We start from the raw sequence: 26797 nt of genomic DNA, 5'->3' as shown, positions 1-26797 counted from the left end.
ACCGCTCACCTCACTCGATCGGTGTGCCGACACGCAGGCGGTTGCCGTCCGGGTCCCGCAGCTCGATCTCGCGCGCCCAGGGCGCCTCCTCGACCCGCACCGCGAACTCGGCGGCGACCGCGTCGACGTCCGCCACCCGCAGATACACCAGGGTGCCCGGCCGCGCGTCCCCGGTGTGCTCCGACAGGAACAGCCGCACCCGCCCGCGCGCCACCTCCACGAAGGCCGGCAGACCCGGTTCGAAACGGTGCGCCCACTGCTCGGCGAAGCCCAGCCGCGCGTACCAGCGCACGGCCGCCGCGGCGTCGGCCACGCGCAGGATCGGAACGACCTCCTCGTCCACGGGGTCAGCCACCGTCTCGGCCACTGCCGGGGCCCAGCCCGCGCAGCAGCGCGGGCAGGGCGGTGCCGATGGGTTCCCGGACGACCTCGTCCGCGAGCTCGTCGTACGGCGTCGGCTCGGCGTTGACGACGACCAGGCGGGCGCCGTGGTCGGCGGCCACACCGGCGAGTCCGGCGGCGGGCTGGACCTGGAGGCTGGTGCCGACGGCGATGAACACCTGGCACGCCTTGCTGATGGCGGCGGCCTCGCCGAGGACCACCGGGTCGAGGCGCTCCCCGAACATCACGGTCGCCGACTTCAGGATGCCGCCGCACGCCAGGCACGGCGGGTCGTCCTCGCCCGCCTCCACCCGGGCGAGGGCGTCCTCCATCGGCCCCCGGGCGTGGCAGCCGGTGCACACGTAACTCCGTGCGGTGCCGTGCAGTTCGAGGACCTTGCGGGCGGAGAGTCCGGCGAGCTGGTGCAGGCCGTCGACGTTCTGCGTGATGACCCGGACCGGCACCCCGGACCGCTCCAGCTCGGCCACCGCGCGGTGCGCGGCGTTCGGCTCGGCGTGCAGCGCCCGGTTCGCGCGCCGCATCTGCCAGGAGCGCCGCCGGATGTCCGGATCGCCCATGTAGTACTCGTACGTGACGAGCTTCTCGGCCTCCGGATCACGCCGCCACAGTCCGTTCGGCCCGCGGTAGTCCGGGATGCCGGAGTCGGTCGAGACACCGGCGCCGCTGAGTATGGCGACGAGGGGCTTGCTGGTCATGCGGTCGAGGGTAGGGCGCCCGTGCCCACCGGGCTAACGGGTTTACGGCGTCACCGCACGTGCCGGCCCGCGGTGTGCGCCCCGGGGTGTGCGGCCCCGAGGTGTGCCGTCCGGGGCACGCCGTCCCGCGTGTGCCGCCCCGGACCGTGCCGTCCGGGGCACGCCGTCCCGCGTGTGCCGCCCCGGACCGTGCCGTCCGGGGACGTGTCCTCACGCGTCGACCCGGCGGCCGTTCTCCAGCTCGGCCGTCCCCGAGCCGTCCGCCAGCACGTCCAGCGCGGCGAGAACCCGGCCGTGCAGGGCGCCGAGCAGGTGCTCTCCCAGCTCCTCGCGGGGCACCAGCCGCCAGGACAGCAGCTCCTCCTCCTGCAAACGGATCGCCTTGAGGTCGTCCTCGGTCAGGACACCGCCGTCGTACAGGTACGCCACGATCGGCGGCCGGCCCGTACCGTGCGCCCAGTCCACCGCCAGCAGCCGGCCCGGCCGGACGTCCAGCCCGATCTCCTCGAGGGTCTCCCGCCGTGCGCCCTGCCGCGGGGTCTCCCCGTCCTCGGACTCGATCGTCCCGCCGGGCAACGTCCACCCCTCGCGGTAGCCGGGCTCGACGAGCAGCACCCTGCCCCCGGCGTCGCGGAAGACCGTGGCGGCGCCGGCGAGGACGCGGGGGAGGGCGGCGATGTAGGTGGCGTAGTCAGGAGTGGCCATCCCGGAAGCGTATCGAGACGCGGGCCCGGTCGTGTCCCCGCCGTTCCACCCTGCGGGCAGGGCATGACGGCGTGGGCGTCCTGCGGTTAAGGTCGCAGCGGCGCGACTGCCTTGACGTGCGCAAGGCTCGGAGAGCAAGGGGAGATCAAGGTGGCTGACGCTGCAGTGGACGGGGCCCGCCGGGTACTCGTCGCCGCGGACAAGTTCAAGGGGTCGCTGACGGCCGTCGAGGTCGCCGAGCGGGTGACGGCCGGACTGCGCCGCGTCGTGCCGGACCTCGGCGTCGAGGCGCTGCCCGTGGCCGACGGCGGTGACGGCACCGTCGCCGCCGCGGTGGCGGCCGGGTTCGAGCGCCGGGAGGTGCGGGTCGCCGGGCCCCTCGGCGACGAGGTGGCGGCCGCGTTCGCGCTCCGCGACGGCACCGCGGTGGTGGAGATGGCCGAGGCCAGTGGCCTGCAGCGGCTGCCCGCCGGTGTCCTCGCACCGCTGACCGCGTCCACGTACGGCTCCGGCGAGCTGCTGCGGGCCGCGCTGGACGCGGGGGCGCGGACGATCGTGTTCGGGGTCGGTGGCAGCGCGAGCACCGACGGCGGCGCCGGGATGCTGTCCGCGCTGGGCGCGCGGTTCCTGGGCAGCGACGGGGAGCCGGTCGCGCCGGGCGGGGGCGGCCTCGCCGACCTGGCCTCGGCCGACCTGTCCGGCCTCGACCCGCGGCTGTCGGGCGTCGAGCTGGTACTCGCGAGCGACGTCGACAACCCGCTGACCGGGCCGAAGGGCGCCCCGGCGGTCTACGGCCCGCAGAAGGGCGCCTCCCCACAGGACGTGGAGGCCCTGGACGCGGCCCTCACGCACCTCGCGAAGGTGCTGGAGGACACGGAGACCGTGGGCACACGGGCCGCCGAGTACGCCGCCTCCCCGGGCGCGGGTGCCGCGGGCGGCATCGGGTTCGGGGCGATGCTGCTCGGGGCGCGGTTCCGGCCCGGCATCGAGGTGATGCTGGACGTGCTCGGGTTCGCGCCGGCGCTGGAGCGGGCCGGCCTGGTCATCACCGGCGAGGGCTCGCTGGACGAGCAGACCCTGCACGGCAAGGCCCCGGCGGGCGTCGCCGCGGCGGCACGGGCCGCGGGCAAGGAGGTCGTCGCGGTGTGCGGGCGGCTGGCGCTGGCTCCGGAGGTGCTCGGGCGGGCCGGGATCCGGCGGGCGTACCCGCTGACGGACGTGGAACCGGACGTGGCGAAGTGCATCGCGGACGCGGGGCCGATCCTGGAGCGCGTCGCGGAGCGCATCGCGCGGGACTTCCTGGCGTAGGGGCCGTTCGCCCCCGCCGCCCTCTCCCGTCCCGTCCCCGGGGGCTGCCGCCCCCGGGCCACCGTCGTCGGCCTGAACGGCCTCGCACGCCGGACGGGCCGGGAACCTCGGCTCTGTTGTCCCGAACCTCTGCCCCGGCCGGGTCGGGCGGTGGTGGGCACAGGCCGGGGGGTCTGGGCCGGAGCCCCCCCCGGCAGGGCCCGCACCGGCGCCAGTGCGGGCGAAACACGAGGGCCCCGGACCCAACCGGGTCCGGGGCCCTCGAAGACGCCGTCACGGCAACTGCGCCGCCCGAGCCTCCCGCCGGTTGTCGCGGAAGTTGTTCACCCTGCGAGCGGTGGCGAACAGGGGGATCACCGCGCCCATCACCAACTGCAGCGCACACCCCGTCTGCAGCAGCAACTGCCCGCTCGGCGCGTCGAAGGCCCAGCCGGCCAGCAGCCCCATCGACAGGACGATCCACGCGAGCATCGCCACCGCGAGGCGCCCCCGCGGCTTCGGGTACTCGACCCGGCTCACCATCAGCCAGGCCGTGCCGATGATCGCCAGCAGCGTCGCCACGAAGGGCAGCTCCAGCAGCACGATCGACACCACCGTCAGCGCCCCGAACGGCGACGGCATGCCCTGGAAGGTGCCGTCCTTGACGGTGACGCACGAGAACCGCGCAAGCCGCAGCACCACCGCCAGCAGCACCACGATCGCCCCCACCGCCGCCACCCGCTGGTACGCGTCGTGCGCGACCATGCCGTAGACGAGGACGAAGTACGCCGGCGCCAGCCCGAAGCTGATCAGGTCGGACAGGTTGTCCAGCTCGGCCCCCATCGGCGAGCTGCGCAGCTTGCGCGCCACCAGGCCGTCGCACAGGTCGAAGATCGCCGCGCACAGCATCAGGATGACCGCGGTGGCCGCGCTGTGCCGGGCCATGCCCGACTCGTCGCTGCCCATGAGGTGCGGGATCAGGATGCCGGTGGTGGTGAAGTACACCGCCATGAACCCGCACGTGGCGTTGCCGAGCGTGAGCGTGTCGGCTATCGACAGGCGGAGCGAGAGGGGCATCTCCTCCTCGTCGTCCACCTCGTCGGCCTCGGGCACCCATCCGGCCTGGGTCTGTGGATCAATCACGGTCAATTCGAGTCACCCCAGCCACCGTCTTCTGACCCACCTCGACCGCGACCTCCACACCCTCCGGCAGGTACAGGTCGACGCGCGAGCCGAAGCGGATCAGACCGACCCTCTCGCCCTGCTCGACCTTCGTGCCCCGCGGCACGTAGGGCACGATGCGGCGGGCCACCGCGCCGGCGATCTGGATCATCTCGATGTCGCCGAGCTCGGTGTCGAAGTGCCACACCACCCGCTCGTTGTTCTCGCTCTCCTTGTTGAAGGCGGGAACGAAGCCACCGGGTACGTGCTCGACGGACGTCACGGTGCCCGACAGGGGCGCGCGGTTGACGTGGACGTTGAGCGGGCTCATGAAGATCGCGACGCGGGTACGGCCGTCCTTCCACGGCATGATGCTCTGCACCACACCGTCGGCGGGCGAGATGACCCGGCCCTGGGCGATCTCGCGCTCGGGGTCGCGGAAGAACCACAGCATCCCCGCCGCGAGCGCGGTGGCGGGGACGGCGACGGCCTTGGCGGCGCCGGAACGACGGGCACCAAGGAGGCTGACGGCTGCGGTGGCGACGGTCGGCAGAAGCCACGGCGATGCTCCGCGCGCGAGGCGTACGCCGGCCAGGCTGTCGCGAGATGCAGAGGTTTGGCTGTGGGGCATGGATGACCTTCGTAGCGGATGATGCCGCACACTGACGGGGGACGGCGGCTTTCCGGCGATCGTAGCGGCTCTCCGCCGCAACTGGGTAAGCCAGGAAGCCGAGTCGGCGGCCGAACACTGCCTACGGGGTGTGACCTTCTTCTCCAAGAAAACACCCCGTATCCGGACATCTAACCCTGGAATCGATACTCTTCGAGCAGTCGGCGGCCGATGATCATTTTCTGGATCTCGGCGGTGCCTTCGCCGATCAGGAGCATCGGGGCCTCGCGGTAGAGGCGCTCGATCTCGTACTCCTTGGAGAAGCCGTACCCGCCGTGGATCCGGAAGGCGTCCTCCACGACCTCCTTGCAGTACTCGGAGGCGAGGTACTTGGCCATCCCCGCTTCCAGGTCGTTTCGTTCGCCCGAGTCCTTTTTGCGTGCAGCGTTCACCATCATCGCATGCGCCGCCTCCACCTTGGTAGCCATCTCCGCGAGCTTGAACTGAATGGCCTGGTGCTGGGCGATCTGCTTGCCGAAAGTGTGACGCTGCTGGGCGTACTGGACGCCGAGCTCGAAGGCACGCTGAGCGACGCCGCAGCCACGCGCCGCCACGTTGACGCGGCCGACCTCGACGCCGTCCATCATTTGGTAAAAACCTCGGCCGGTGACGCCGCCGAGCACCCGATTGGCCGGAATGCGCAGGCCGTCCATGATGAGCTCGGTGGTGTCGACGCCCTTGTAGCCCATCTTGTCGATCTTGCCGGGGATGGTGAGGCCGGGCCGGACCTCGCCGAACCCGGGCTCCTTCTCCACCAGGAAGGTCGTCATCGACTTGTGCGGCGCGGTCCCCTCGGGGTGACCCTCGTCACTTCGCACCAGTACGGCCACCAGAGACGACGTGCCGCCGTTCGTCAGCCACATCTTCTGGCCGTTCAGGACGTACTCCTCGCCGTCCCGCACCGCCTTCGAGGAGATCGCCGACACGTCGGAGCCCAGCGCCGGCTCCGACATCGAGAAGGCACCCCGGATGTCACCGGCGGCCATCCGGGGCAGGAAGTGGTCCTTCTGCTCCGCCGTGCCGTGCTGCTTGAGCATGTACGCCACGATGAAGTGCGTGTTGATGATGCCGGACACCGACATCCAGCCGCGGGCGATCTCCTCCACGCACAGCGCGTAGGTCAGGAGCGACTCGCCCAGGCCCCCGTACTCCTCCGGGATCATCAGGCCGAACAGGCCCAGCTCCTTCAGCCCGTCGACGATGTCCTGCGGGTACTCGTCCCGGTGCTCCAGCTCGGTGGCGACCGGGATGATCTCCTTGTCCACGAAGTCCCGGACGGTGGAGAGGATCTCCCGCTGGACGTCCGTGAGGCCGTGGGTCTGGGCGAGGCGGCTCATCTACTTCCCCTGTTCCTTCAGCTCGGGGCGGCCCGGCTGCTCGCCGCCGCGCTCCTTGATGTACGTCTCGGTGGGCACCATCACCTTGCGGCGGAAGACGCACACGAGGGTGCCGTCCTGCTTGTAGCCCTTGGTCTCCACGTGGACGATGCCGCGGTCGTCCTTCGACTTGGACGGCCACTTGTCGAGCACGGTCGTCTGGCCGTAGACCGTGTCGCCGTGGAAGGTCGGCGCCACGTGCCTGAGCGACTCGATCTCCAGGTTGGCGATGGCCTTGCCGGAGACGTCCGGAACGGACATGCCCAGCAGCAGCGAGTAGACGTAGTTCCCGACCACCACGTTCTTGCCGAAGTCGGTCGTCTTCTCGGCGTAATTGGTGTCCATGTGGAGCGGGTGGTGGTTCATGGTGAGGAGGCAGAACAGGTGGTCGTCGTACTCCGTGACCGTCTTCCCGGGCCAGTGCTTGTACGTCGCCCCGACCTCGAACTCCTCGTAGGTGCGTCCGAACTGCATCGCCCTCAGCCCTCCGGGATCTCGAACTTGCCGGTGCGCGTCATGCCGGCGGCGCGTCCCTTGCCGGAGACGACCAGGGCCATCTTGCGGCTGGCCTCGTCGATCATCTCGTCGCCGAGCATCGCGGAGCCCTTCTTGCCGCCCGCCTCGGACGTGTAGTAGTCGTACGCGTCCAGGATCAGCTCGGCGTGGTCGTAGTCCTCCTGGGACGGCGAGAAGATCTCGTTGGAGGCATCGACCTGGCCGGGGTGCAGCACCCACTTGCCGTCGAAGCCGAGGGCGGCGGCGCGCTGCGCGACCTCGCGGTAGCCGTCGACGTTGCGGATCTGGAGGTAGGGGCCGTCGATCGCCTGGAGGTTGTTGGCGCGGGCGGCCATCAGGATCTTCATCAGGATGTAGTGGTAGGCGTCCGCCGGGTAGCCGGGCGGCTGCTCGCCCACGACCAGCGACTTCATGTTGATGGACGCCATGAAGTCGGCCGGGCCGAAGATGATGGTCTCCACGCGCGGGGAGGCCTGGGCGATCTCGTTGACGTTGTTGAGGCCCTGCGCGTTCTCGATCTGCGCCTCGATGCCGATCCGGCCGACCTCGAAGCCCATCGTCTTCTCGATCTGGGTGAGGAGGAGGTCGAGCGCGACGACCTGCTGGGCGTCCTGGACCTTCGGCAGCATGATGCAGTCCAGGTTCGGGCCGGCGCCCTCCACCACCGTCACGACGTCGCGGTACGTCCACTCGGTCGTCCAGTCGTTGACGCGTACGACGCGGGTCTTGCCGGTCCAGTCGCCCTCGTTGAGGAACTTGACGATGGTGTGCCGCGCCTCCGGCTTGGCGAGCGGCGCGCAGGCGTCCTCCAGGTCGAGGAAGACCTGGTCGGCCGGGAGGCCCTGGGCCTTCTCCAGGAAGCGGGGGTTGCTTCCGGGCACCGCCAGGCAGGAACGCCGGGGGCGCAGGCGGTTGACCTGGGGAGCGGGGCTGCTCATGCGGGGACCTCCAGGGGGTCGAGCTTGTTCGCTTTGCGGATCTCGTCGACGATCCGGCCGATGATGCCGGTGATGTCGAAGTCCTTCGGGGTGAAGACCGCGGCCACTCCCGCGGCCCGCAGTTCTTCGGCGTCACCGTTGGGGATGATGCCACCGGCGATCACCGGTATATCTGTGGCACCGGCCACACGGAGTCGCTCCAGCACGTCCGGGACGAGCTGGGCGTGCGAGCCGGAGAGGATGGACAGGCCCACCGCGTGCACGTCCTCGGCGAGGGCGGCGTCCACGATCTGCTCCGGGGTGAGCCGGATGCCCTGGTAGACCACCTCGAACCCGGCGTCGCGGGCCCGCACGGCGATCTGCTCGGCGCCGTTGGAGTGCCCGTCCAGGCCCGGCTTGCCGACCAGGAAGCGCAGCTTGCCGACGCCCAGGTCCTTGGCCGTCAGGTCCACCCTGCGGCGCACCTCGGACAGCGCCGAGCCCTCCTCCGCGGCGACCGCCACCGGCGCCGAGGACACCCCGGTCGGCGCCCGGAACTCGCCGAACACCTCGCGCAGCGCCCCGGCCCACTCGCCGGTCGTGACGCCGGCGCGGGCGCACTCCAGGGTGGCCTCCATCAGGTTGTCGGTGCCCTTGGCGGCCTCCTTCAGCTTCTCCAGCGCCTTGCAGGGGCGCGGGTGGTTGAAGGGCGGCTGGTAGCGGGAGTCCCGCCAGTGCTGGAGCGAGGCGATGACACGGGCCTCCACCGCCGGGTCGACCGTCTGGATCGCGGTGTCCAGGTCGGCGGTCAGCGGGTTGGGTTCGGTGCCCTCGAAGGCGTTGACACCGATGATCTTCTCCTCGCCGGACTCGATCCGGGCCCGGCGCCCGGCGTGCGAGGCGACGAGCTGGGACTTGAGGTAGCCGGACTCGACGGCGGCCATCGCGCCGCCCATCTCCTGGATGCGCTCGATCTCGGCGAGCGACTCCTCGACCAGCTCGGCCACCTTCGCCTCGACGACCTTGGAGCCCTCGAACAGGTCGCCGTACTCCAGCAGGTCGCTCTCGTACGCCAGCACCTGCTGGATGCGCAGCGACCACTGCTGGTCCCAGGGGCGGGGCAGGCCGAGGGCCTCGTTCCAGGCCGGCAACTGCACGGCACGCGCGCGTGCGTCCTTGGAGAGGGTGACCGCCAGCATCTCCAGCACGATCCGCTGGACGTTGTTCTCGGGCTGGGCCTCCGTCAGCCCCAGGGAGTTGACCTGGACGCCGTAGCGGAAGCGGCGGTGCTTGGGGTTCTCGATGCCGTAGCGCTCGCGGGTGACACGGTCCCAGATCTGCCCGAAGGCGCGCATCTTGCACATCTCCTCGACGAAGCGGACGCCCGCGTTCACGAAGAAGGAGATGCGGCCGACCACGTCGCCCATGCGCTCTGGCGGCACCTGGCCGGAGTCGCGCACGGCGTCCAGCACGGCGATCGCGGTGGACATCGCGTACGCGATCTCCTGCACCGGCGTGGCGCCCGCCTCCTGCAGGTGGTAGCTGCAGATGTTGATCGGGTTCCACTTGGGGAGGTGGGAGACCGTGTACGCGATCATGTCCGTCGTCAGGCGGAGGGACGGGCCCGGCGGGAAGACGTGCGTCCCCCGGGACAGGTACTCCTTGACGATGTCGTTCTGGGTCGTGCCCTGGAGCCGGGTGATGTCCGCGCCCTGCTCCTCGGCGACGACCTGGTAGAGCGCCAGCAGCCACATGGCCGTGGCGTTGATGGTCATCGAGGTGTTCATCTGTTCCAGGGGGATGTCCTGGAGCAGCCGGCGCATGTCACCGAGGTGCGCGACCGGCACGCCGACCCGGCCGACCTCGCCGCGGGCGAGGATGTGGTCGGAGTCGTAGCCGGTCTGCGTCGGCAGGTCGAACGCGACCGACAGACCCGTCTGGCCCTTGGCGAGGTTACGCCGGTACAGCTCGTTGGACGCCTCGGCCGTGGAGTGACCGGCGTAGGTCCGCATCAACCACGGCCGGTCCTTCTGACGCTCACTCATGCGGCGGCGCTCCTCAGACGTTCCGGAAGCGGTTGATGGCGTCGACGTGCTTGGCGCGCATCTCCTGGTCGCGCACGCCCATGCCCTCCTCGGGGGCCAGGCACAGCACGCCGACCTTGCCCTGGTGGGCGTTGCGGTGGACGTCGTGGGCGGCCTGGCCGGTGTCCTCAAGGGAGTACACCTTGGAGAGCGTCGGGTGGATCTTGCCCTTGGCGATGAGGCGGTTGGCCTCCCAGGCCTCGCGGTAGTTGGCGAAGTGGGAGCCGATGATCCGCTTGAGGGACATCCACAGGTAGCGGTTGTCGTACTGGTGGTCGTACCCGGAGGTGGACGCGCAGGTGACGATCGTGCCGCCCTTGCGGGTGACGTACACGGAGGCGCCGAAGGTCTCGCGGCCCGGGTGTTCGAAGACGATGTCCACGTCCTCGCCGCCGGTGAGTTCGCGGATGCGCTTGCCGAAGCGCTTCCACTCCTTCGGGTCCTGGGTGTGCTCGTCCTTCCAGAACCGGTAGTCCTCGGCGTTGCGGTCGATGATGTGCTCGGCGCCCATGCGCCGGCAGATCTCCGCCTTCTGCTCGCTGGAGACGACGCAGATCGGCGTCGCCCCGCCGGCCAGCGCGAACTGGGTGGCGTAGGAGCCGAGCCCGCCGCTCGCGCCCCAGATCAGGACGTTGTCGCCCTGCTTCATCTGGGCGCCGTTGCGGGAGACGAGCTGGCGGTACGCGGTGGAGTTGACCAGGCCCGGGGCGGCGGCCTCCTCCCAGCTCAGGTGGTCCGGCTTGGGCATGAGCTGGTTGGACTTGACGAGGGCGATCTCCGCCAGGCCGCCGAAGTTGGTCTCGAAGCCCCAGATGCGCTGCTCGGGGTCGAGCATCGTGTCGTTGTGGCCGTCCGAGGACTCCAGCTCGACGGAGAGGCAGTGCGCGACGACCTCGTCGCCGGGCTGCCAGGCGTTGACGCCCGGGCCGGTGCGCAGGACGACGCCGGCCAGGTCGGAGCCGATGATGTGGTACGGCAGGTCGTGGCGCTTGGTGAGCTCGCTGACCCTGCCGTAGCGCTCCAGGAAGCCGAACGTCGACAGGGGCTCGAAGATCGAGGTCCACACCGAGTTGTAGTTGACCGAGGAGGCCATCACGGCCACCAGGGCCTCGCCGGGGCCCAGCTCGGGCAGCGGCACCTCGTCCAGGTGGATCGACTTGCGGGGGTCCTTGTCGCGGGTTTCGAGGCCCGCGAACATCTCCGTCTCGTCCTTGTGCACGGTGATCGCGCGGTACGACTCGGGGAGCGCGAGAGCGGCGAAGTCGGCCGAGGTGGACTCGGGCGACTGGATCGCGGCCAGGATGTCCTTCATGGTCACGGTGTTGCCTCCGGCGTCGAGCGCCCTGAGGGAGGGGCGCTGAGGGTTACGTCGGTGCTGCTGAGGATCGGATCGAGGGGGCCGTCGGTTCGGCGGTGGTGCTGTTCGGCAGCGCTTTGTGGCGCGGAGGGTGCCTGTGACGCAGGCGCCGGGCACGCAGGCGATCGCTTGCGGGGACAGCCCGGACACCTTCAACGTATGACACCGCGTGTCACCCCGCAAGGCACTGAGTGCCAGAACCTGCACTCAGATGAAATCTTTACCCGACAGATGAGCGATGATCGATCGAATGAGGGTCGAGAGAGCTCAGAAAAGGGACATCGACATGCGAAAACGGCCACCCGGAGGGTGGCCGTTCTCACAGCGGGGGAGGGCGGATCAGCGCTCCTTGAGTGCCTGCTCGATGGTGCGCATGACCTCGTGCAGCGGCGCGTCGGTGCGTGCGACCGTCACCAGCACCTCGCCCTGCACGGAGGCGGCGGAGGCGGCCGGCCGCGCGGCGGACGCCGTGCCGCGCCCCGCGCCGATGCCGGTGCCGAACGTCCTGCGCACGATCGCGAAGGCGTGGTCGAGCTGGGCCTCCACGTCCCCCTGCCCGCCCGCCCGGAGCCAGCGCCGCAGCACGTGGTTGTGGGCGGTGACCACGGCGGACGCGGCGACCTCGGCCAGCAGCGGGTCGTCGTTGGCGTCGTCGTCGTGCGCGTGCTCGTCGAAGTGGCCGAGCAGATAGCGGGTGAAGAGGCGCTCGTAGCGGGCCACCGACGCGATCTCCGCCTCACGCAGGGTCGGGACCTCACGCGTCAGCTTGTAGCGGGCGACCGAGATCTCCGGCCGGGCCGCGTACATCTTCATGACTTCCTTGATGCCCCGGCACACCGTGTCGAGCGGATGCTCGTGCGCGGGTGCCGCGTTGAGCACGGCCTCGGCGCGGACCAGGGTGTCGTCGTGGTCCGGGAAGATCGCCTCTTCCTTGGAACGGAAGTGCCGGAAGAAGGTGCGGCGGGCGACCCCTGCCTGGGCCGCGATCTCGTCGACGGTGGTCGCCTCGTACCCCTTGGTCGCGAACAGCTCCATCGCGGCTGCCGCCAGCTCCCGGCGCATTTTGAGCCGCTGGGCCGCGGCTCGGCTGCCGGCCGCGCTCTCCGGCGCGTCGGGCGTAGCTGGTGTACGTGAGGACTTGGCGGGCTGGGACATGACCCGAACGTACTGCATGTGCGCGCGATCACGCGCGTGACCGGGGATTCCCCCGTCCGGGCAGGACGGGGGAGACCCACCGGGCCCACCGGGGGCGGGCGGCGGGCACCCGGCCGGGGCGGGCGGCGGAGCCCCGGCCGGACCGAGCAGTCCGCCCCAGTCCTCCTCGGACCGCAACCGGTCGCCCGGTCGCTCAGCGGCGGGCATATTCGCGAAAGCCGCGGCCCGTCTTGCGGCCGAGGCAGCCCGCGGCCACCAAGTGCTCCAGGAGCGGCGCCGGGGCCAGGCCCGGGTCGCGGAACTCGCGGTGCAGGACCTTCTCGATGGCGAGCGAGACGTCCAGCCCGACCACGTCCAGCAGCTCGAAGGGCCCCATCGGGTAGCCGCCGCCCAGCTTCATCGCCGCGTCGATGTCGTCGAGCGTCGCGTAGTGCTCCTGCACCATCTTGACCGCGTTGTTGAGGTACGGGAACAGCAGCGCGTTCACGATGAACCCGGCCCGGTCACCGCAGTCCACGGGGTGCTTGCGGATCTTCGCGCAGACCTCGCGGACGGTGGCGTGCACGTCGTCGGAGGTCAGCACGGTACGCACCACCTCGACCAGCTTCATGGCCGGCGCCGGATTGAAGAAGTGCATGCCGATCACGTCCTGCGGGCGCGAGGTGGCACGGGCGCAGGCGACGACGGGCAGGGAGGACGTGGTGGTGGCCAGCACCGCACCCGGTTTGCAGACCTTGTCCAGCGTGGCGAACAGTTGCCGCTTGACCTCCAGGTCCTCGGCGACCGCCTCCACCGCCAGATCGACGTCGGCGAAGTCGTCGTACGTCCCCGTCGGAGTGATCCGCTCCAGCGTCTGCGCGGCGGCCTCGGCGGTCATCCTGCCCTTGTCGACGCCGCGCGCCAGGGACTTGCCGATCCGGGCCTTGGCCGTCTGCGCCTTCTCCGCGCTGCGGGCGGCGAGGACGACCTCGTACCCGGCCTTGGCGAAGACCTCGGCGATGCCGGACGCCATGGTGCCCGAACCCGCGACGCCCACCGCCCGCACGGGACGGCCCGGGACCGCCGTCCCGCTCGCGCGCGGGGTCAGTGAGTCCGGCACGACGACCGCGCTGCCCGGGGCCTCGTAGGTGTAGAAGCCGCGTCCGGCCTTGCGACCCGTCAGGCCCGCCTCGCTGAGCTGCCTCAGGATCGGCGCCGGGGCGTGCAGACGGTCGTGGGAGGCGGCGTACATGGCCTCCAGGACCGTGCGCGCGGTGTCCACGCCGATCAGGTCCAGCAGGGTCAGCGGGCCCATCGGCAGGCCGCAGCCGAGCCGCATCGCGGCGTCGATGTCCTCGCGGGAGGCGTAGTTCGCCTCGTACATCGCCGCGGCCTGGTTGAGGTAGCCGAACAGCAGCCCGTCGGCGACGAACCCGGGCCGGTCGCCGACCGCGACGGGCTCCTTGCCGAGGTCCAGGGCGAGGTCGGTGACCGCGGTGACGGCGCCCGGTGCGGTCAGCACGGAGGAGACGACCTCCACCAGCTTCATCGCCGGCGCCGGGTTGAAGAAGTGCATGCCCAGCACCCGCTCCGGGCGGGCCGAGTCGGCGGCCAGGCGCGTCACGGACAGGGCGTTGGTGCCGGTCGCCAGGATCGTTTCGGGGCGCACGATCCCGTCCAGCTCCCGGAAGACCTGCTGCTTGACCTCGTACGACTCCGGGACCACCTCGATCACCAGGTCGGCGTCGGCCGCCGCCCGCAGGTCGGTGGAGGTGCTGACCCGGGCGAGGGCGTCGGCGCGCTCCCGCTCGGTGAGGCGTCCGCGCTCGACGGCACGGGCGGTGGAGGACTCCAGCGCGGCGACGGCCGTCGCGGCCTGCGCCTCACTGGAGTCGATGCCGACGACGACGCGGCCGGCCCGGGCCAGGACCTCGGCGATGCCGGTGCCCATGGTGCCGAGGCCGACGACGGCGATGGTCTGGAGCGGGGACAGAGGGGCGTCGGACAGGGGAGTGGCCATCGCGGGACTCCAGGAATGAGGGTGACGACGGGAACACGCCCGGACGCGCCGGGAGGCGCACCGGATGCGTGGGCAATGGAGTGGAGTGCGGGTGTTGCCGGGCTGACTGGCGCACACGCCCGGTGCCGTCGCTCGGGGCGTGCACACGCCCGCACGGCGGCGGTCTCCGACCGGCCCTGTCCCGAGGCCGAGCCGTACTGCGGTACCCCGGCACCCGGGTACTTGAGTACTCGGGCACCTGGGGTGCCGAACCGACTGCTCTCTGCTCTCACGGTGGCCGCGTCACCAGACCGCCGTGAGGAGTACCGCGAGTGGGTGACTCGCTCGTCTGAGATTAACTCGCGGGTAACGAGCGCGCCAGCCCCCGGTGTTCGTGATGTACGTCCCACAGGCCCTGTGACGCCTCTAACCTCGGTGTCATGGACGAAGAGTCGCGATCGCTCACGGAGCGCTTACGGGCCGAGTCGGCGGCGTCGGGCGCGACGGCTGCCTCGGCGGTGTACGACCGTCTCGTGGCGACCGGGGACCCGGACGAGCTGGCCGCGGTGCTCACCGAGCCCGGACAGCCGCTCTGGGCCCGTGAACTGGCCGCGTTCCGGCTGGGCGTGGCGGGGGACCGGCGGGCCTTCGAGTCCCTCGTACTGCTGCTCAACCACCGCGACCCGCCGCGCTGCGCCTCCGCCGCCCACGCCCTCGCCCGCCTCGGCGACCCCCGCACCGCCCGCGCCGCGGCCGCCCTCGCCACCAACGAGATGCGGGTCGCCTACGCCCTGCACCCGGTGCGGCTGCTGGTCGAACTGAGGGCACCCGAGGCCGTGCCCGCCCTGATCACCACGCTGAAGCGGCGGCTGCGCCCGCACGACCCGTACCGGCGGGTGGCGCTCGCCTGCGTGGACGGGCTCGGCGCGCTGGGCGACGACCGTGCCACTCCCGTCCTGAACGACGCCCTGGCCCACCCGGCACTGGCACAGGCGGCGGTGCGGGCGCTGGCGCGGATCCCGGGGCAGCGGTGAGCCGTCAGCCGGTCAGGTGCCTGGCGTACCGCACCTCGGGCACCTCGACGCCGTCCACCTCGAACGGCTCCTCGGCGCCGTCGGCGCGGAACCCGGCCCGTTCGTAGAAGCGGCGGGCCCGGGTGTTGCCCCCGACCACCCACAGGAGCACGCGCGTGTGCCCGGCGGCCGTGCACCGGCGCACCGACTCCCCGAGCAGGGCCTGTCCGACGCCGGTGCCGAGACGCCCGGCGTCGACGTAGAGGGCGTACAACTCGGCGTCCGCGGTGCGCGTTTCACCGTCGCGGTACGGGCCGTGGCAGGCCCAGCCGACGACCGTGCCGCCGTCGTCCTCGGCGACCAGGTTCACCACGTCGTCCGGGGTGCGGGTGAACAGGCCGCGGCGCCGTGCGGCGTCCGCACCCGCGTCGAGCCGGTCCAGGTACGGCTGCGGCATGAGTCCCCGGTACGCCGTCTGCCAGCCCCGGACGCGGATCGCGGACACGCGGTCGCAGTCCGCGAGCCCCATCTCCCGCACCCGTGGCCCGCTCACGGGGCCACGACCGCGAACGCCTCGATCTCCATCAGGAATTCCGGCCGGACCAGGGAGGCGACCTGCACCGCCGACGCGGCCGGCAGCCGGTCGTCGGGTATGTGCTCGGCGCGGGCCGCGCGGATCGCGGACATGTGCGCCATGTCCGTGACGAAGAAGGTCAGCTTCACCACGTCGTCGAAGGCCGCGCCGGCCGCTGCCAGGCACCGGCGCAGGTTCTCGAAGACCTGGCGGGCCTGGGCCGCCGGGTCGCCCTCGCCGACCAGTCTGCCGTCCTCGTCCAGGGCGAGCTGGCCCGAGACGGCCACGAACCGCCCGGTGCCGAGGACGACATGGGCGTACTGGGCGGCGGGCGCGACGCCGTCGGGGGCGGGAATCCTGGTCAGCTCACTCATGCGTCCATGGTGGGCCATGGGTCCGACAACGGCCCCGACGGGCCGTCGGCCGGGCCGCCGAGCGGGAGGGGCTAACCCCGGAAGCCGAGCAGCCCGTGCAGTGTCGAACCGCGTGACGACGTCGACGCCGCCTTGGACTGTGGCGGATCGGGCGCGGGCAGCGCCGGGCACACCGCGTCCGCCTCGCCGTCGCCACGCGGCACGGTGCCGTCGGCCAGGTAGGCGGCCAGGTGCTTGTCCAGGCAGGTGTTCCCGCTCAGCGTGATGCCGTGGTTCCCGCCGCCCTCCTCGACCACCATGCTGGAGCCGCGCAGCAGCCGGTGCACGGTGACGCCGCCCTCGTACGGGGTGGCCGCGTCGCCGGTCGCCTGGAACAGCAGTGCCGGCGGCAGTTCGTGGTTGGTGACGTCCACCGGCCGCCTCGAGTCCGTGGGCCAGAACGCGCACGGCGCGTTGTACCAGGCGTTGTTCCACGTCATGAAGGGCGCCTTCTCGTACACGTCCCAGTTGTCGTCGCGCCAGGCGTCCCAGTCGCGCGGCCAGGCGGCGTCCCGGCACTCCACGGCCGTGTAGACGCTGTATCCGTTGTCGCCGGAGGCGTCCACGGCCCCGAAGTTCTCGTAGGCCTCGACCAGGGGGCCGGCGGTCTCGTCGTGCGCGTACGCGGCGAACGCCTCCGCGAGGTAGGGCCAGTAGCCGTTGTAGTACCCGCCGGGGATGAAGGTGTCCTCCAGCTCCGCGGCCCCGACCTTCCCGCCCGCCGGCTTCTTCGCCAGCGCCGTCCGCATGGCGTACCACGCGGCCTCGACCCGCTCCGGGTCGGTGCCGAGCCCGTACGTCGCGTGGTGCCCGGCGATCCAGGCGAGGAAGGCCCGGTGGCGGTCGTTGAAGGCGTGGTCCTGGTCGAGGTTGGCGTCGTGCCAGACGTCGGTCGGGTCGACGACGGAGTCCAGGACCAGGCGCCGCACCCGGTGCGGGTAGAGCTTGGCGTAGACGGCGCCCAGGTAGGTGCCGTACGAGTAGCCGAAGTAGGTGATCCGTGCCGAGCCCAGCGCCCGGCGGATCGCGTCCACGTCCCGAGCGGTGCTGACCGTGTCGATGTACGGCAGCACGTCCGCGTACTTCTCGCCGCAGGCCCCGGCGAACGACTTGGCGCGCGCGAGGTTGGCCCGCTCGACGGCCGGGGTGACGGGCAGGGAGTCGGGGCGCACCGGATCGAAGTGGCCCGGCAGGCAGTTCAGGGCGGGCTCGCTCCTGCCCACACCGCGCGGGTCGAAGCCGATGACGTCGTACTGGGCGGCCACCTCCGCGGGCAGCGAGGACGCCACGAACCCGGCGAGCGTCAGCCCGCTGCCGCCGGGGCCGCCGGGGTTGACCAGCAACGGGCCCTGGTACGTGTCGGCGGTGTGCGGGACGCGGGACAGCGCCAGCGTGATCCGCTTCCCCTCCGGACGCGCGTGGTCGAGCGGCACCGCCAGGGACGCGCACTGGAGGGTCGGGTAATCGGCCGTGCCGCACTTCTTCCAGCGGGGCTTCGCGGCCTGGGAGGTGCTCGCGAGGTGCGGCGCGCTCGCGGAGTGCGGTGCGCCGGCCTCGGCGGGGACGGCCGTGACGGCCCCGGCGGCGATGACGGCGGCGCCGCACAGTACGGCTGCGCGTTGTCTCATGGCGTCCTCCCAGGACGGAGAGGCTGCGGTCCGCGCGGGTCGCGGTCCTCGCCGGATCGTCCCGGGGAGCGCCTCCGGAGGAACGCCTTCTGCCCATACTTGACCCAATTGGGTCGGCAGATGCCCTCGAATGATCCCGGGTGTCCCAGGATGGCCGGATCGAGGTGGTGGCCTGATCGGTCCGGCCGATGGCGCGGACTCGGCGCTCACAGCGGGTATCCATCAAGGACGGGTCCTCGTGCGGACCGGGGCGTTGGCACGTGGCCCGGCGAGGACATCAGCCGCAGGGCCGACACGATCACCGTGCTCCGACGAGGGCCCCGCACCCACACGATCGGAGGCTGACATGCCCCAACCACCCATCCCGAGCGGCATCGTCGCGTACCCGTTCACCGAGGACGACGCCCGCCTCCCCGCCGGGCGCCGTCACCGCGACGGCACGAACGGCGACTTCGTCCGCGAGGGCCACCGGTGCCCGGCGGCCGCCTGGTCGTGGCCGGGACGTGTGTGATGGCCACGCCGATGGGAGCGCGGAGCTTCCTGCGAGCCCTACGGGACGAGGGCCTGGCCGTCGTCGAGGTCGGCGGATGGGAGGAACACAACCGCAACCACAAGGGCCCCTGGGGACCGGTGCACGGCGTGATGATCCACCACACCGTGACCCGGGGCAGCGCCCGCACGGTGGAGATCTGCCGCAAGGGCTACGAGGGACTGCCCGGGCCGTTGTGCCACGGCGTCATCACCAAGGACGGCAGGGTCCACCTGGTCGGCTACGGGCGGGCCAACCACGCGGGCCTGGGAGACGACGACGTCCTGCGCGCCGTCATCGAGGAAGTGCCACCGCCGGCGGACAACGAGGCGAACACCGACGGCAACCGGCACTTCTACGGATTCGAGTGCGAGAACCTCGGCGACGGCGACGACCCCTGGCCCGCCGTCCAACTGGACGCCATCGAACGGGCCGCCGCCGCCGTCTGCCGCCACCACGGCTGGAACGAGCGGTCCGTGATCGGCCACCTCGAATGGCAGCCCGGGAAGGTCGACCCGCGCGGCTTCACCATGGCGTCGATGCGCACCCGGATCGAAGAACGCCTCACCCACCCCGCCGGCTGGACCCCCGGCGATCCCGAGGAGGACGACATGCCGCGAGCGATCGGCCGCTACGACAGCGACGACCGGGAGATCACGCCCCGGAAGTGGACCACGCTCGACGTCGAAGGGGTGGACCTGCTGACCGGCGCGTCCCACTACCAGGCCATGACGCAGGTCCGGGTGGAAGTCCCGCCGGGCTCCACGCTCCAGGGCCGCTTCTACCACCTGCGTCCGGACGGCTCCCGCTGGAACGGCCCGATCGTCGAACGGACCGGCACCGGCGGTAGCAGCTTCGCGGACTTCCACAACAGCGGCTCCATCGTCTCCGACGAGCGGCTGCGCTTCGAGTTCGTCTACTACCCGGCCGACTCCGGTGACCAGGGACCGATCACGATCACGGCCGCGTACGTGCGCGGGCTCTACTGGGAGGCCCGATGACGATGTCGCGTCGCGGGACCGCGGCGGTCGCCGGCACCGCGGCGTCTCCTTAATCGGGTGCCCGTCCACGGGGCGACGGTTACTGTGGGCGCGTTCAGGTGCGCAGGCCGCGGCTACTTCTCCTGTCAAGAGGGAGACGCGGGTTCGAATCCCGCCGCCGGCCCCGGCCGGTGTCGTCCAGTGGCCCAGGACACCAACGGTGCCGCCGCCGCTTCGATCTCTGAACACCACGGCACGAGCCGTCCGCCACGGGGCTTTCGGGCGGGCGGCTCCGCTGCCGTCCGGGCGACCGCGGATCTCACCGGGGCGGCAGTCCCCGGGGGAAGACGCCGCGGCGGTGCGAGGGCCGGCGGGGCGCTTGGATCCGCCCGGGCCGTCCGACGCCCTCGTGTGTTCCTCCGCCGCGCCTATATGAGCGAGAGTTGAATCGGCTCCGCTGCCACCGCGTCGGTCGGCCCCGCCGTCTCCTGCTCCCCGGCCCGCCGCGCCATCCCCGCGCGCGTGGGACCGATGCCGTACTCCCGGGCCAGGTCGTGCACCTGGCGGGTGATCCGGCGCTGGTACCACTTCGGGGCGTAGGCGCCCTCCGCGTACAGCCGCTCGTACCGGCGCACCAGGTGCGGGTGGTGCCGGCCGAGCCAGGCCGTGAACCACTCCCGGGCGCCCGGCCGCAGATGCAGCACCAGGGGCGTCACCGACGTGGCTCCGGCGGCGGCGATCGCCCGGACGGTCGCCCGCAGTTGAGCCGGTTCGTCGCCCAGGAACGGGATGACCGGTGCCATGAGAACGCCGCAGCCGATGCCGTGCTCGCCCAGGGTCCGTACGACCTCCAGGCGGCGTTCCGGTGCGGGCGTCCCCGGCTCCACGGTGCGCCACAGCTCGGGGTCGGTGAAGCCGACCGAGACCGAGATCCCGACGTCGGTCACCCGTGCCGCCCGCGTCAGCAGGTCCAGGTCGCGCAGGATCAGCGTGCCCTTGGTCAGGATCGAGAAGGGGTTCGCGCGCTCGGTGAGGGCCGAGATGATGCCCGGCATCAGCCGGTAGCGGCCTTCGGCGCGCTGGTAGCAGTCGACGTTGGTGCCCATCGCGACGTGCTCGCCCTGCCAGCGGCGCGAGGCGAGCTGGCGGCGCAGCAGCTCGGGCGCGTTCACCTTGACGACGATCTGGGAGTCGAAGCCGAGCCCCGTGTCGAGGTCCAGGTAGCTGTGGGTCTTGCGCGCGAAGCAGTAGACGCAGGCGTGTGTGCAGCCCCGGTACGGATTCACCGTCCACTCGAACGGCATGCGCGACGCGCCCGGCACCCGGTTGAGGATCGAGCGGGCGCGCACCTCGTGGAAGGTGATGCCGCGGAACTCGGGCGTGTCGAACGTGCGGGTGGTGACCGCGTCCGCGCCGAACAGTGCGGGGTCGGCCGCCCGGGCGTGGTCGGAGTCCGTGAGGTTCTCCCAGCGCATGGCGCCTCCTCGGTAGTGCTGCGGCCCACACAATAGAACACTTGTTCCCTTGATCGTGCGGATGAGTCGCGCGGTGCCGCTTCGCGCCCCCCGATTTGGTGGCCGGGCGGCGGGGTGGTTGGCTTGCTCCGACCCCGAGAACCAGGCCCAGGAGGAACCCGATGGCGCAGGTCGAGGCGGAGACGGAGCGGATCGTCGCGGCGGACGCGGAGACGGTGTTCGACACCCTCGCCGACTACAGCGGCACCCGCGAGAAGCTGCTGCCCGAGCACTTCAGCGAGTACGAGGTCCGCGAGGGCGGCGACGGCGAGGGCACCCTCGTGCACTGGAAGCTCCAGGCCACCAGCAAGCGGGTCCGTGACTGCCTGCTGGAGGTCACCGAGCCGACCGACGGCGAACTCGTCGAGAAGGACCGCAACTCCTCCATGGTCACCACCTGGCGGGTGACCCCGGCCGGTGAGGGCAAGTCCCGAGTGGTCGTCGTCACCACCTGGCAGGGCGCCGGCGGCGTGGGCGGCTTCTTCGAGAGGACCTTCGCGCCCAAGGGCCTCGCCCGGATCTACGACGCGATGCTCGCCAAGCTCGCCACCGAGGTCGAGAAGTAGCCAAAGGGCAAGCACGGAGCGGCCGTTGGCCGCCTCACCGGTTCGGGTGATCTCCGCGAGATGCCGCCGTATGCCGTAACTCTCCGCACTTGTTCGCAGTTGTCGCCTCAGGTGGCAATTGTGAGCAGGTGTGACGAGGGGAGCGGTACGTGGGCGGGATCACTCCGGTGCAGGACGAACCGGCCACCGCACCCCCGACGCCCCCCGGGCCTCCCGCCCCCGGGCCGGAGCCCGGGGCCGGGCTGAGCCCGCGCCGGGTGCGGCTGGTCTTCGTCGGACTCATGCTGGCGCTGCTGCTCGCCGCGCTGGAGCAGATGATCGTGGCCACGGCGCTGCCGAAGATCGTCGGCGAGCTGCACGGCCTGGACAAGATGTCCTGGGCGATGACCGCCTACCTGCTCACCTCCACCATCGGCCTGCCGATCTACGGCAAGCTCGGCGACCTCTTCGGGCGCAAGGGCGTCTTCCAGTTCGCCATCCTGGTCTTCATCGTCGGCTCGGCACTCGCCGGCCGGGCGCAGACCATGGACCAGCTCATCGCCTTCCGCGCCGTACAGGGCATCGGCGCGGGCGGACTGATGATCGGCGTGCAGGCGATCATCGCGGACATCGTGCCGCCCCGTGAGCGCGGCCGGTTCATGGGCCTGATCGGCGCCTCCTTCGGACTGGCCTCGGTCGCGGGGCCCCTGCTGGGCGGCTACTTCACCGACCACCTCTCCTGGCGCTGGTGCTTCTACATCAACGTCCCCTTCGGCCTGGTCACCATGGCCGTCGTCGCCGTCGTCCTGAAGCTGCCCAAGCCGCGGTCCAAACCCCGCCTGGACATCCTCGGCGCGCTGCTGCTCGCCGCCGCCTCCACCTGTCTGGTGCTGCTGACCAGTTGGGGCGGCACCGAGTACGAGTGGGGCTCGGAGGTCATCCTCGGTCTCGCCGCCGGAGCCCTCGTGTCCACCCTGCTCTTCCTGGCCGCCGAGCACTTCGCGCCCGAACCGCTGATCCCGCTGCGGCTGTTCCGGGACTCCGTCTTCAACGTCACCGGACTGGTCGGGCTCGTCATCGGCGTCGCCCTGTTCGGCGCCGCCGGCTACCTGCCGACCTTCCTGCAGATGGTCGACGGCGCCACCGCCACCGAGTCCGGACTGCTGATGCTGCCGATGATGGGCGGCATCGTCGGCGCCTCGATCATCTCCGGGCAGCTCATCAGCCGTACCGGGCACTACCGGTCCCACCCGATCCTCGGCAGCGCCCTGTCCGTCGTCGGCATGTGGCTGCTGTCCCGGCTCGACGCGGACACGCCCCGGCTGCACTACAGCGTCTGGACGGCGGTCCTCGGTGTCGGCATCGGCATGGTGATGCCCGTGCTGATCCTCGCCGTGCAGAACTCCGTGCGCCCCGCCGACCTCGGCACCGCCACCAGCGCCAACAACTACTTCCGGCAGATCGGCGGCAGCGTCGGCGCGGCCGTCTTCGGCACCCTCTTCGCCGACCGGCTCACCGACGCCCTGGCCGACCGGGTCCCCGCCGAAGCGGCCACCGGGCTTCCCGACGCCAAGGCCATCACCCCCCAGCTCGTCCACTCCCTGCCCCCGGCGCTGCGCGACGCCTACATCGGGGCGTACGCCGACGCCATGCCGCGGATCTTCCTCTACCTGGTGCCGGTGCTCGTCCTGGGGCTGCTCATCGCCCTCTTCCTCAAGGAGAAACCACTGGTGTCCCACAACGCCCCCGTAACCGACCCGGAGACCGCGCAGCCCGTCGCCCCCGTCCCGCGGGCCCGACCGCCGTACGCCGCCGGCGTCCCGGTCTGCGGCACGGTGCAGCATCCCGACGGCACCGTCGTGCCCCGCGCGGCGCTCACCCTCATCGACGTCGGCGGTCAGCAGATCGGCCGGGGCGCCAGCGGCGACGACGGACGGTACGCGCTGGCCACGCCCGGCTCGGGTTCGTACGTCCTGATCGCCGCGGCCGGCGGCCACCAGCCGCAGGCGGTCTCCGTGACCGTCGGCGAGCGCCCGGTGGAGCTGGACGTGGTGCTCGGCGGCGCCGGCCGCCTCGCCGGCAGCGTGCTCACCGCCGACGGCAGCCCCGTACGCGACGCGACCGTCACGCTCACCAACGTCCACGGCGAGGTCGTCGCCACCACCCGCAGCGGGCGCGAGGGCGGCTACACCATCTCCGAGCTGGTGGCCGGCGAGTACACCCTGGCCGGCAGCGCCCCCGCCTTCCGCCCGGCCGCGCTGCCCGTCAGCGTCCAGGCCGCCCGGGAAACCCGCCAGGACGTCGAACTGGCCGGCGGCGCCGTGCTGCGCGGTACCGTGCGCGCCACTGGCGGACGCGCCGTGGAGGACGCGCGCGTGACACTGCTCGACGTGGCGGGCAACGTGGCGGACACGCTGACCACCGGGCCCGACGGTACCTTCCGGTTCGTCGACCTGTCGTCCGGCGAGTACACCGTCATCGCCGCCGGTTACCCGCCCGTCGCGACCGTGCTCCAGGTGGCCGGCGGCGGCCGTACGGAACGCGACCTCCAGCTCGGGCACGAGGACTAGACCGGGCACCGGCGCGCGGGCGCGCGCCGGTGTGTTCGCGCGCCACCAATTCCCCCGTTGCCGCACATGGTCACCTGCCACCGCCGTACCGTGGTGACGGCGACACAGATCTTGCGGAGCTGTGGGGAGAGAGGGCCTGACGCCATGGACCATGGCACCCAGCGGGACGCACCTCCAGGCCGCCGTGCCGGACCGGGCGCCGGACCGGCGGACCCTGTCGCGGGCCGGGTCCCGCTCGCCGTGGTCGTGGTGGACCGCGACGGACTGGTCTCCCACTGGAGCCGGGGCGCGCGAAGGCTGTTCGCCCTGCCCAAGGAGGAGGCGATCGGCCGGCCCGCCCCCGATCTGCTGCCCGTCTCGGGTGTGCTCCCCGAGGACGAGGACCACACCGGATACGGCTCCTACGCGGCCCACGACGGCCTCGGCCCCGGCCTGGAGTCCTCCCTCGACGGGCGGCTGTCCTACCCGGCGGCGGGCCGCGCCCGCCTGACCGTGCCGGGCAGCGACCGCCTCGACGTGCTGTGGTGGGCGTACCCCCTGGTGGGTCCCGGCCGGGAACGGCTGTTGGTGCTGGCCGCCGACGCGGACGGTCTGCGGCGGGATTACGCCGACGGCGGCCCGGAGCAGACGACCTTCGAGCGGATCGCGCCCGGTTTCGCGCTGCACACCGACTTCCCCGGCGCCGAGGAACTCGCCCGCCGCCTCCCCGAGATCCTGCCCAGCATGAGCGTCGGCGAGAGCGCCCGCATCGTCGCGCAGGTCCTCGAACTGGGCTATCCGGTCCTGGAGTTCAGCCAGAACGACCGGGTGCCCGTCACCCCGGACTGGGGCGTTCCCCGGCGCGTCGAGCGCAGAGCGCGCCGGGAGCGGGCGGCCCGGGCACTGGCGGCCGGCGAGCCGGTGCCGGACGACCTGCGGGACGAGGCCGAGGACCTGGAGTACGCCGCCGTCCGCGAGCGCCTGGAGTTCCTCAACGAGGTCAGCGGACGGATCGGCACCTCGCTCGACCTCTCCCGGACCATCGTCGAGGTCAGCAAGGCGGTCGTCCCGCGCTTCACCGACGTCGCCGGCACCTATCTGCGCGAACAGGTCGTCGCCGGCGAGGGGTTCCCCGACGGTGTGCCGGACACGACGACGATGTGGCACCGGGTAGCCCTGGAGCACACCGACGAACCCGGCCGCTGGGACGACGTCGTACCGGTCGGCGAGGCCATGCCGTTCCCGGCGCACACCCCCTTCTTCCAGTGCATGACCAGCGGCGATCCGGTCCTGGTGCCCCGCATCACCGAGGAGATGGGCCACGCCATCGCCTCCCAGTTCGAGAAGCGGGACATCCGGCCGCTCATCACGGGCCGCTCGATGCTGCTGGTGCCCCTGAAGGCTCGGAACGTCGTCCTGGGCTTCATGATCCTCCTCCGGCACCCGGAGCGGCCCGTCTTCAACGACATGGACCGGGTCACCGGCGCCGAACTCGCCGCCCGCGCGGGGCTCGTGCTCGACAACGCGCGCATGTACACGTACCAGGAGAACGTCGCCGAGACGCTCCAGGACAGCATGCTGCCGCACATCCCCGCGCGCATGGCCGGCTGCGACATCGCCACCCGCTATCTGCCCGGCACCCTTCTCGGCCGCGTCGGCGGCGACTGGTTCGACTCGGTCAAGCTGCCCGGCGCCCGCACCGCCCTCGTCGTCGGGGACGTCATGGGACACGGCCTCAACTCGGCGGCCATGATGGGTCAGTTGCGCACCGCCGTGCAGACCATGGCAGGGCTCGACCTGCCGCCCGCCCAGCTCCTGCGCAATCTCGACGACCTCGCCCAGCGGCTCGGCGACACCCACTTGGCGACCTGCCTGTACGCCGTCTACGACCCCATCGCCGGTGAACTGCACCTCGCCAACGCCGGTCACATCCCGCCCGTCCTGGTGCGCGCCGCGGACGGCGCGAGCGAGCTGATCGACCTGCCCACGGGGGCGCCGATCGGTGTCGGCGGGGTGCCCTTCGAGGCGGTGCGCGTGCCGGTGGCGCCGGGCGACCGGCTGGTGATGTGCACCGACGGCCTGGTGGAGGTGCGCGGTGAGGACATCGGCGTCGGCCTCGCCACCCTCTGCGAGTCCGCCGCCCACCCGGCCGCCTCCATGGACGACGCCTGCGACACCATCATCCGCGCCCTGGGCACAGGCGGCGGCCGCAAGGACGACGTGGCCCTCCTGATGGCACGGCTGAACGGCATCGAGTCCGACGCCGTCGCCGAATGGCGCCTCGCCCGGGACCCGGCCGAGGCCGGCCGCGCCCGCGCGGCGGTCCGTGAACAGCTCCACGACTGGGGCCTGCCGAAACTGGCCGACCCCGCCGAGCTGATGGTCAGCGAGCTCGTCACCAACGCACTGCGGCACGCCCACGCCCGTCCCGTCGAGCTGCGCCTGGTCCGCGCCGACACGCTGCTGTGCGAGGTGGACGACGACGACCACGAACTTCCCGCGTTGCGCGGCGCCGGTCCCGACGACGAGAACGGGCGCGGACTGCGCGTCGTCAGCGCGCTCGCCCGCGAATGGGGCGCGAGCCGTACGAAGGCGGGCAAGACCGTCTGGTTCGAACTGACGCTGCCCCGCCGCTGAGCCGCCCCACGTCCCGCTGAGCGTCCCGGGTCTCGCTGAGCCGTCCCACGTCGCCGGGGCGCGTGTCGTTGGCACGTCCGGTGAAGGGATGCGCCGGGCGCTTGTGGCCGTG

Annotated in this window: 22 protein-coding genes and 1 pseudogene; 7 read left to right on the top strand and 16 right to left on the bottom strand. The window is 71.8% G+C overall.

Annotated features, from left to right (window positions below):
• Window positions 1–10 precede the first annotated feature (10 nt).
• The 3 genes from B1H29_RS06805 to B1H29_RS06795 all read right to left on the bottom strand — a co-directional run bounded on the left by B1H29_RS06805 (window position 11) and on the right by B1H29_RS06795 (window position 1802).
• On the bottom strand, window positions 11–343 hold the full coding sequence (locus B1H29_RS06805) for a glyoxalase superfamily protein (protein WP_055419375.1): 333 nt from the start codon (window positions 341–343) through the stop codon (window positions 11–13).
• A 4-nt stretch (window positions 344–347) separates the two neighbouring features.
• Window positions 348–1097, bottom strand: coding sequence for an SIR2 family NAD-dependent protein deacylase (locus B1H29_RS06800; RefSeq protein WP_055419374.1), 750 nt, complete (start codon window positions 1095–1097; stop codon window positions 348–350).
• 210 nt (window positions 1098–1307) lie between these two features.
• Window positions 1308–1802, bottom strand: a complete 495-nt coding sequence (locus B1H29_RS06795) for an NUDIX domain-containing protein (protein ID WP_055419373.1) — start codon at window positions 1800–1802, stop codon at window positions 1308–1310.
• A 165-nt stretch (window positions 1803–1967) separates the two neighbouring features.
• Between B1H29_RS06795 and B1H29_RS06790 the strand changes: the two genes are divergently transcribed.
• Window positions 1968–3110 carry a glycerate kinase gene (locus B1H29_RS06790; RefSeq protein ID WP_055419372.1) on the top strand — a complete coding sequence of 381 codons (1143 nt, stop codon included), beginning with the start codon at window positions 1968–1970 and terminating at the stop codon, window positions 3108–3110.
• Window positions 3111–3383: 273 nt separating this feature from the next.
• Here the strand turns inward: B1H29_RS06790 and pssA are convergent, their stop codons facing one another.
• The 9 genes from pssA to B1H29_RS06745 form a co-directional block, all read right to left on the bottom strand.
• A complete protein-coding gene (gene pssA, locus B1H29_RS06785) occupies window positions 3384–4202 on the bottom strand; it encodes a CDP-diacylglycerol--serine O-phosphatidyltransferase (protein ID WP_055419371.1) in 819 nt (272 codons plus the stop codon).
• Window positions 4203–4224: 22 nt separating this feature from the next.
• The gene (locus B1H29_RS06780; RefSeq protein WP_079160065.1) at window positions 4225–4881 is read right to left on the bottom strand and encodes a phosphatidylserine decarboxylase; all 657 of its coding nucleotides are present in this window, start codon (window positions 4879–4881) and stop codon (window positions 4225–4227) included.
• A gap of 170 nt (window positions 4882–5051) precedes the next feature.
• Window positions 5052–6257 (bottom strand): acyl-CoA dehydrogenase family protein, encoded by a 1206-nt coding sequence (locus B1H29_RS06775; protein WP_055419369.1) that lies wholly within the window; start codon window positions 6255–6257, stop codon window positions 5052–5054.
• Window positions 6258–6770, bottom strand: coding sequence for a MaoC family dehydratase (locus B1H29_RS06770; RefSeq protein WP_055419368.1), 513 nt, complete (start codon window positions 6768–6770; stop codon window positions 6258–6260). It lies immediately after the preceding gene.
• Between the two features lie 5 nt (window positions 6771–6775).
• Window positions 6776–7750, bottom strand: coding sequence for an HpcH/HpaI aldolase/citrate lyase family protein (locus B1H29_RS06765; protein ID WP_055419367.1), 975 nt, complete (start codon window positions 7748–7750; stop codon window positions 6776–6778).
• Entirely contained in the window at window positions 7747–9774 is a 2028-nt protein-coding gene (locus tag B1H29_RS06760; RefSeq protein WP_055419366.1) for a protein meaA, read from the bottom strand. The genes B1H29_RS06765 and B1H29_RS06760 overlap by 4 nt, the downstream gene beginning before the upstream one ends.
• A 13-nt stretch (window positions 9775–9787) precedes the next feature.
• Complete coding sequence (gene ccrA / locus B1H29_RS06755; RefSeq protein ID WP_055419938.1) at window positions 9788–11125, bottom strand: crotonyl-CoA carboxylase/reductase; 1338 nt, start codon at window positions 11123–11125, stop codon at window positions 9788–9790.
• Between the two features lie 384 nt (window positions 11126–11509).
• Window positions 11510–12325 carry a TetR family transcriptional regulator gene (locus tag B1H29_RS06750; protein ID WP_079160715.1) on the bottom strand — a complete coding sequence of 272 codons (816 nt, stop codon included), beginning with the start codon at window positions 12323–12325 and terminating at the stop codon, window positions 11510–11512.
• A gap of 193 nt (window positions 12326–12518) precedes the next feature.
• A complete protein-coding gene (locus tag B1H29_RS06745; protein WP_055419364.1) occupies window positions 12519–14324 on the bottom strand; it encodes a 3-hydroxyacyl-CoA dehydrogenase family protein in 1806 nt (601 codons plus the stop codon).
• A gap of 419 nt (window positions 14325–14743) precedes the next feature.
• Here B1H29_RS06745 and B1H29_RS06740 point away from each other — a divergent pair, with 419 nt between their 5' ends.
• Window positions 14744–15337 (top strand): adenylosuccinate lyase, encoded by a 594-nt coding sequence (locus tag B1H29_RS06740; protein WP_055419363.1) that lies wholly within the window; start codon window positions 14744–14746, stop codon window positions 15335–15337.
• Window positions 15338–15341: 4 nt separating this feature from the next.
• Here the strand turns inward: B1H29_RS06740 and B1H29_RS06735 are convergent, their stop codons facing one another.
• The 3 genes from B1H29_RS06735 to B1H29_RS06725 all read right to left on the bottom strand — a co-directional run bounded on the left by B1H29_RS06735 (window position 15342) and on the right by B1H29_RS06725 (window position 17931).
• The gene (locus B1H29_RS06735) at window positions 15342–15845 is read right to left on the bottom strand and encodes a GNAT family N-acetyltransferase (protein ID WP_055419937.1); all 504 of its coding nucleotides are present in this window, start codon (window positions 15843–15845) and stop codon (window positions 15342–15344) included.
• 20 nt (window positions 15846–15865) lie between these two features.
• On the bottom strand, window positions 15866–16264 hold the full coding sequence (locus B1H29_RS06730; RefSeq protein ID WP_055419362.1) for a RidA family protein: 399 nt from the start codon (window positions 16262–16264) through the stop codon (window positions 15866–15868).
• A gap of 71 nt (window positions 16265–16335) precedes the next feature.
• Entirely contained in the window at window positions 16336–17931 is a 1596-nt protein-coding gene (locus B1H29_RS06725) for an alpha/beta hydrolase (RefSeq protein WP_055419361.1), read from the bottom strand.
• Window positions 17932–18277: 346 nt separating this feature from the next.
• On the opposite strand from B1H29_RS06725, the gene B1H29_RS37990 reads away from it, so the two are divergent.
• Complete coding sequence (locus B1H29_RS37990) at window positions 18278–18442, top strand: hypothetical protein (protein WP_159027790.1); 165 nt, start codon at window positions 18278–18280, stop codon at window positions 18440–18442.
• Window positions 18443–18453: 11 nt separating this feature from the next.
• A pseudogene (locus tag B1H29_RS40000) lies at window positions 18454–19026 on the top strand (N-acetylmuramoyl-L-alanine amidase); the annotation flags it as partial.
• A gap of 842 nt (window positions 19027–19868) precedes the next feature.
• On the opposite strand, the gene B1H29_RS06715 reads toward B1H29_RS40000, so the two are convergent.
• Window positions 19869–20915: an Rv2578c family radical SAM protein gene (locus B1H29_RS06715; protein WP_055419359.1), complete on the bottom strand. Its 1047-nt coding sequence runs from the start codon at window positions 20913–20915 to the stop codon at window positions 19869–19871.
• Between the two features lie 161 nt (window positions 20916–21076).
• Between B1H29_RS06715 and B1H29_RS06710 the strand changes: the two genes are divergently transcribed.
• From B1H29_RS06710 to B1H29_RS06700, 3 genes are all read left to right on the top strand, one after another.
• Window positions 21077–21520, top strand: coding sequence for an SRPBCC family protein (locus B1H29_RS06710; protein WP_055419358.1), 444 nt, complete (start codon window positions 21077–21079; stop codon window positions 21518–21520).
• Window positions 21521–21669: 149 nt separating this feature from the next.
• Window positions 21670–24069, top strand: coding sequence for an MFS transporter (locus tag B1H29_RS06705; protein WP_055419357.1), 2400 nt, complete (start codon window positions 21670–21672; stop codon window positions 24067–24069).
• Between the two features lie 144 nt (window positions 24070–24213).
• Entirely contained in the window at window positions 24214–26685 is a 2472-nt protein-coding gene (locus tag B1H29_RS06700) for an ATP-binding SpoIIE family protein phosphatase (RefSeq protein WP_055419356.1), read from the top strand.
• The last annotated feature ends 112 nt before the right edge of the window (window positions 26686–26797 follow it).

This window comes from Streptomyces pactum, assembly GCF_002005225.1.
GTDB classification, from domain to species: Bacteria; Actinomycetota; Actinomycetes; order Streptomycetales; family Streptomycetaceae; genus Streptomyces; species Streptomyces pactum_A.
The sequence above is the reverse complement of the archived record's forward strand: the minus strand, read 5'-3'. Positions and strand labels throughout refer to the sequence as shown.

Bases quoted from the DNA above. Each gene is read 5' to 3' on its own strand.
- B1H29_RS06800 (WP_055419374.1), bottom strand. From the start codon at position 1,097: ATGACCAGCAAGCCCCTCGTCGCCATACTCAGCGGCGCCGGTGTCTCG.
- B1H29_RS06795 (WP_055419373.1), bottom strand. From the start codon at position 1,802: ATGGCCACTCCTGACTACGCCACCTACATCGCCGCCCTCCCCCGCGTC.
- B1H29_RS06780 (WP_079160065.1), bottom strand. From the start codon at position 4,881: ATGCCCCACAGCCAAACCTCTGCATCTCGCGACAGCCTGGCCGGCGTA.
- B1H29_RS06775 (WP_055419369.1), bottom strand. From the start codon at position 6,257: ATGAGCCGCCTCGCCCAGACCCACGGCCTCACGGACGTCCAGCGGGAG.
- B1H29_RS06770 (WP_055419368.1), bottom strand. From the start codon at position 6,770: ATGCAGTTCGGACGCACCTACGAGGAGTTCGAGGTCGGGGCGACGTAC.
- B1H29_RS06765 (WP_055419367.1), bottom strand. From the start codon at position 7,750: ATGAGCAGCCCCGCTCCCCAGGTCAACCGCCTGCGCCCCCGGCGTTCC.
- B1H29_RS06760 (WP_055419366.1), bottom strand. From the start codon at position 9,774: ATGAGTGAGCGTCAGAAGGACCGGCCGTGGTTGATGCGGACCTACGCC.
- ccrA (WP_055419938.1), bottom strand. From the start codon at position 11,125: ATGAAGGACATCCTGGCCGCGATCCAGTCGCCCGAGTCCACCTCGGCC.
- B1H29_RS06750 (WP_079160715.1), bottom strand. From the start codon at position 12,325: ATGTCCCAGCCCGCCAAGTCCTCACGTACACCAGCTACGCCCGACGCG.
- B1H29_RS06745 (WP_055419364.1), bottom strand. From the start codon at position 14,324: ATGGCCACTCCCCTGTCCGACGCCCCTCTGTCCCCGCTCCAGACCATC.
- B1H29_RS06740 (WP_055419363.1), top strand. From the start codon at position 14,744: ATGGACGAAGAGTCGCGATCGCTCACGGAGCGCTTACGGGCCGAGTCG.
- B1H29_RS06735 (WP_055419937.1), bottom strand. From the start codon at position 15,845: ATGGGGCTCGCGGACTGCGACCGCGTGTCCGCGATCCGCGTCCGGGGC.
- B1H29_RS06730 (WP_055419362.1), bottom strand. From the start codon at position 16,264: ATGAGTGAGCTGACCAGGATTCCCGCCCCCGACGGCGTCGCGCCCGCC.
- B1H29_RS06725 (WP_055419361.1), bottom strand. From the start codon at position 17,931: ATGAGACAACGCGCAGCCGTACTGTGCGGCGCCGCCGTCATCGCCGCC.
- B1H29_RS37990 (WP_159027790.1), top strand. From the start codon at position 18,278: ATGCCCCAACCACCCATCCCGAGCGGCATCGTCGCGTACCCGTTCACC.
- B1H29_RS06715 (WP_055419359.1), bottom strand. From the start codon at position 20,915: ATGCGCTGGGAGAACCTCACGGACTCCGACCACGCCCGGGCGGCCGAC.
- B1H29_RS06710 (WP_055419358.1), top strand. From the start codon at position 21,077: ATGGCGCAGGTCGAGGCGGAGACGGAGCGGATCGTCGCGGCGGACGCG.
- B1H29_RS06700 (WP_055419356.1), top strand. From the start codon at position 24,214: ATGGACCATGGCACCCAGCGGGACGCACCTCCAGGCCGCCGTGCCGGA.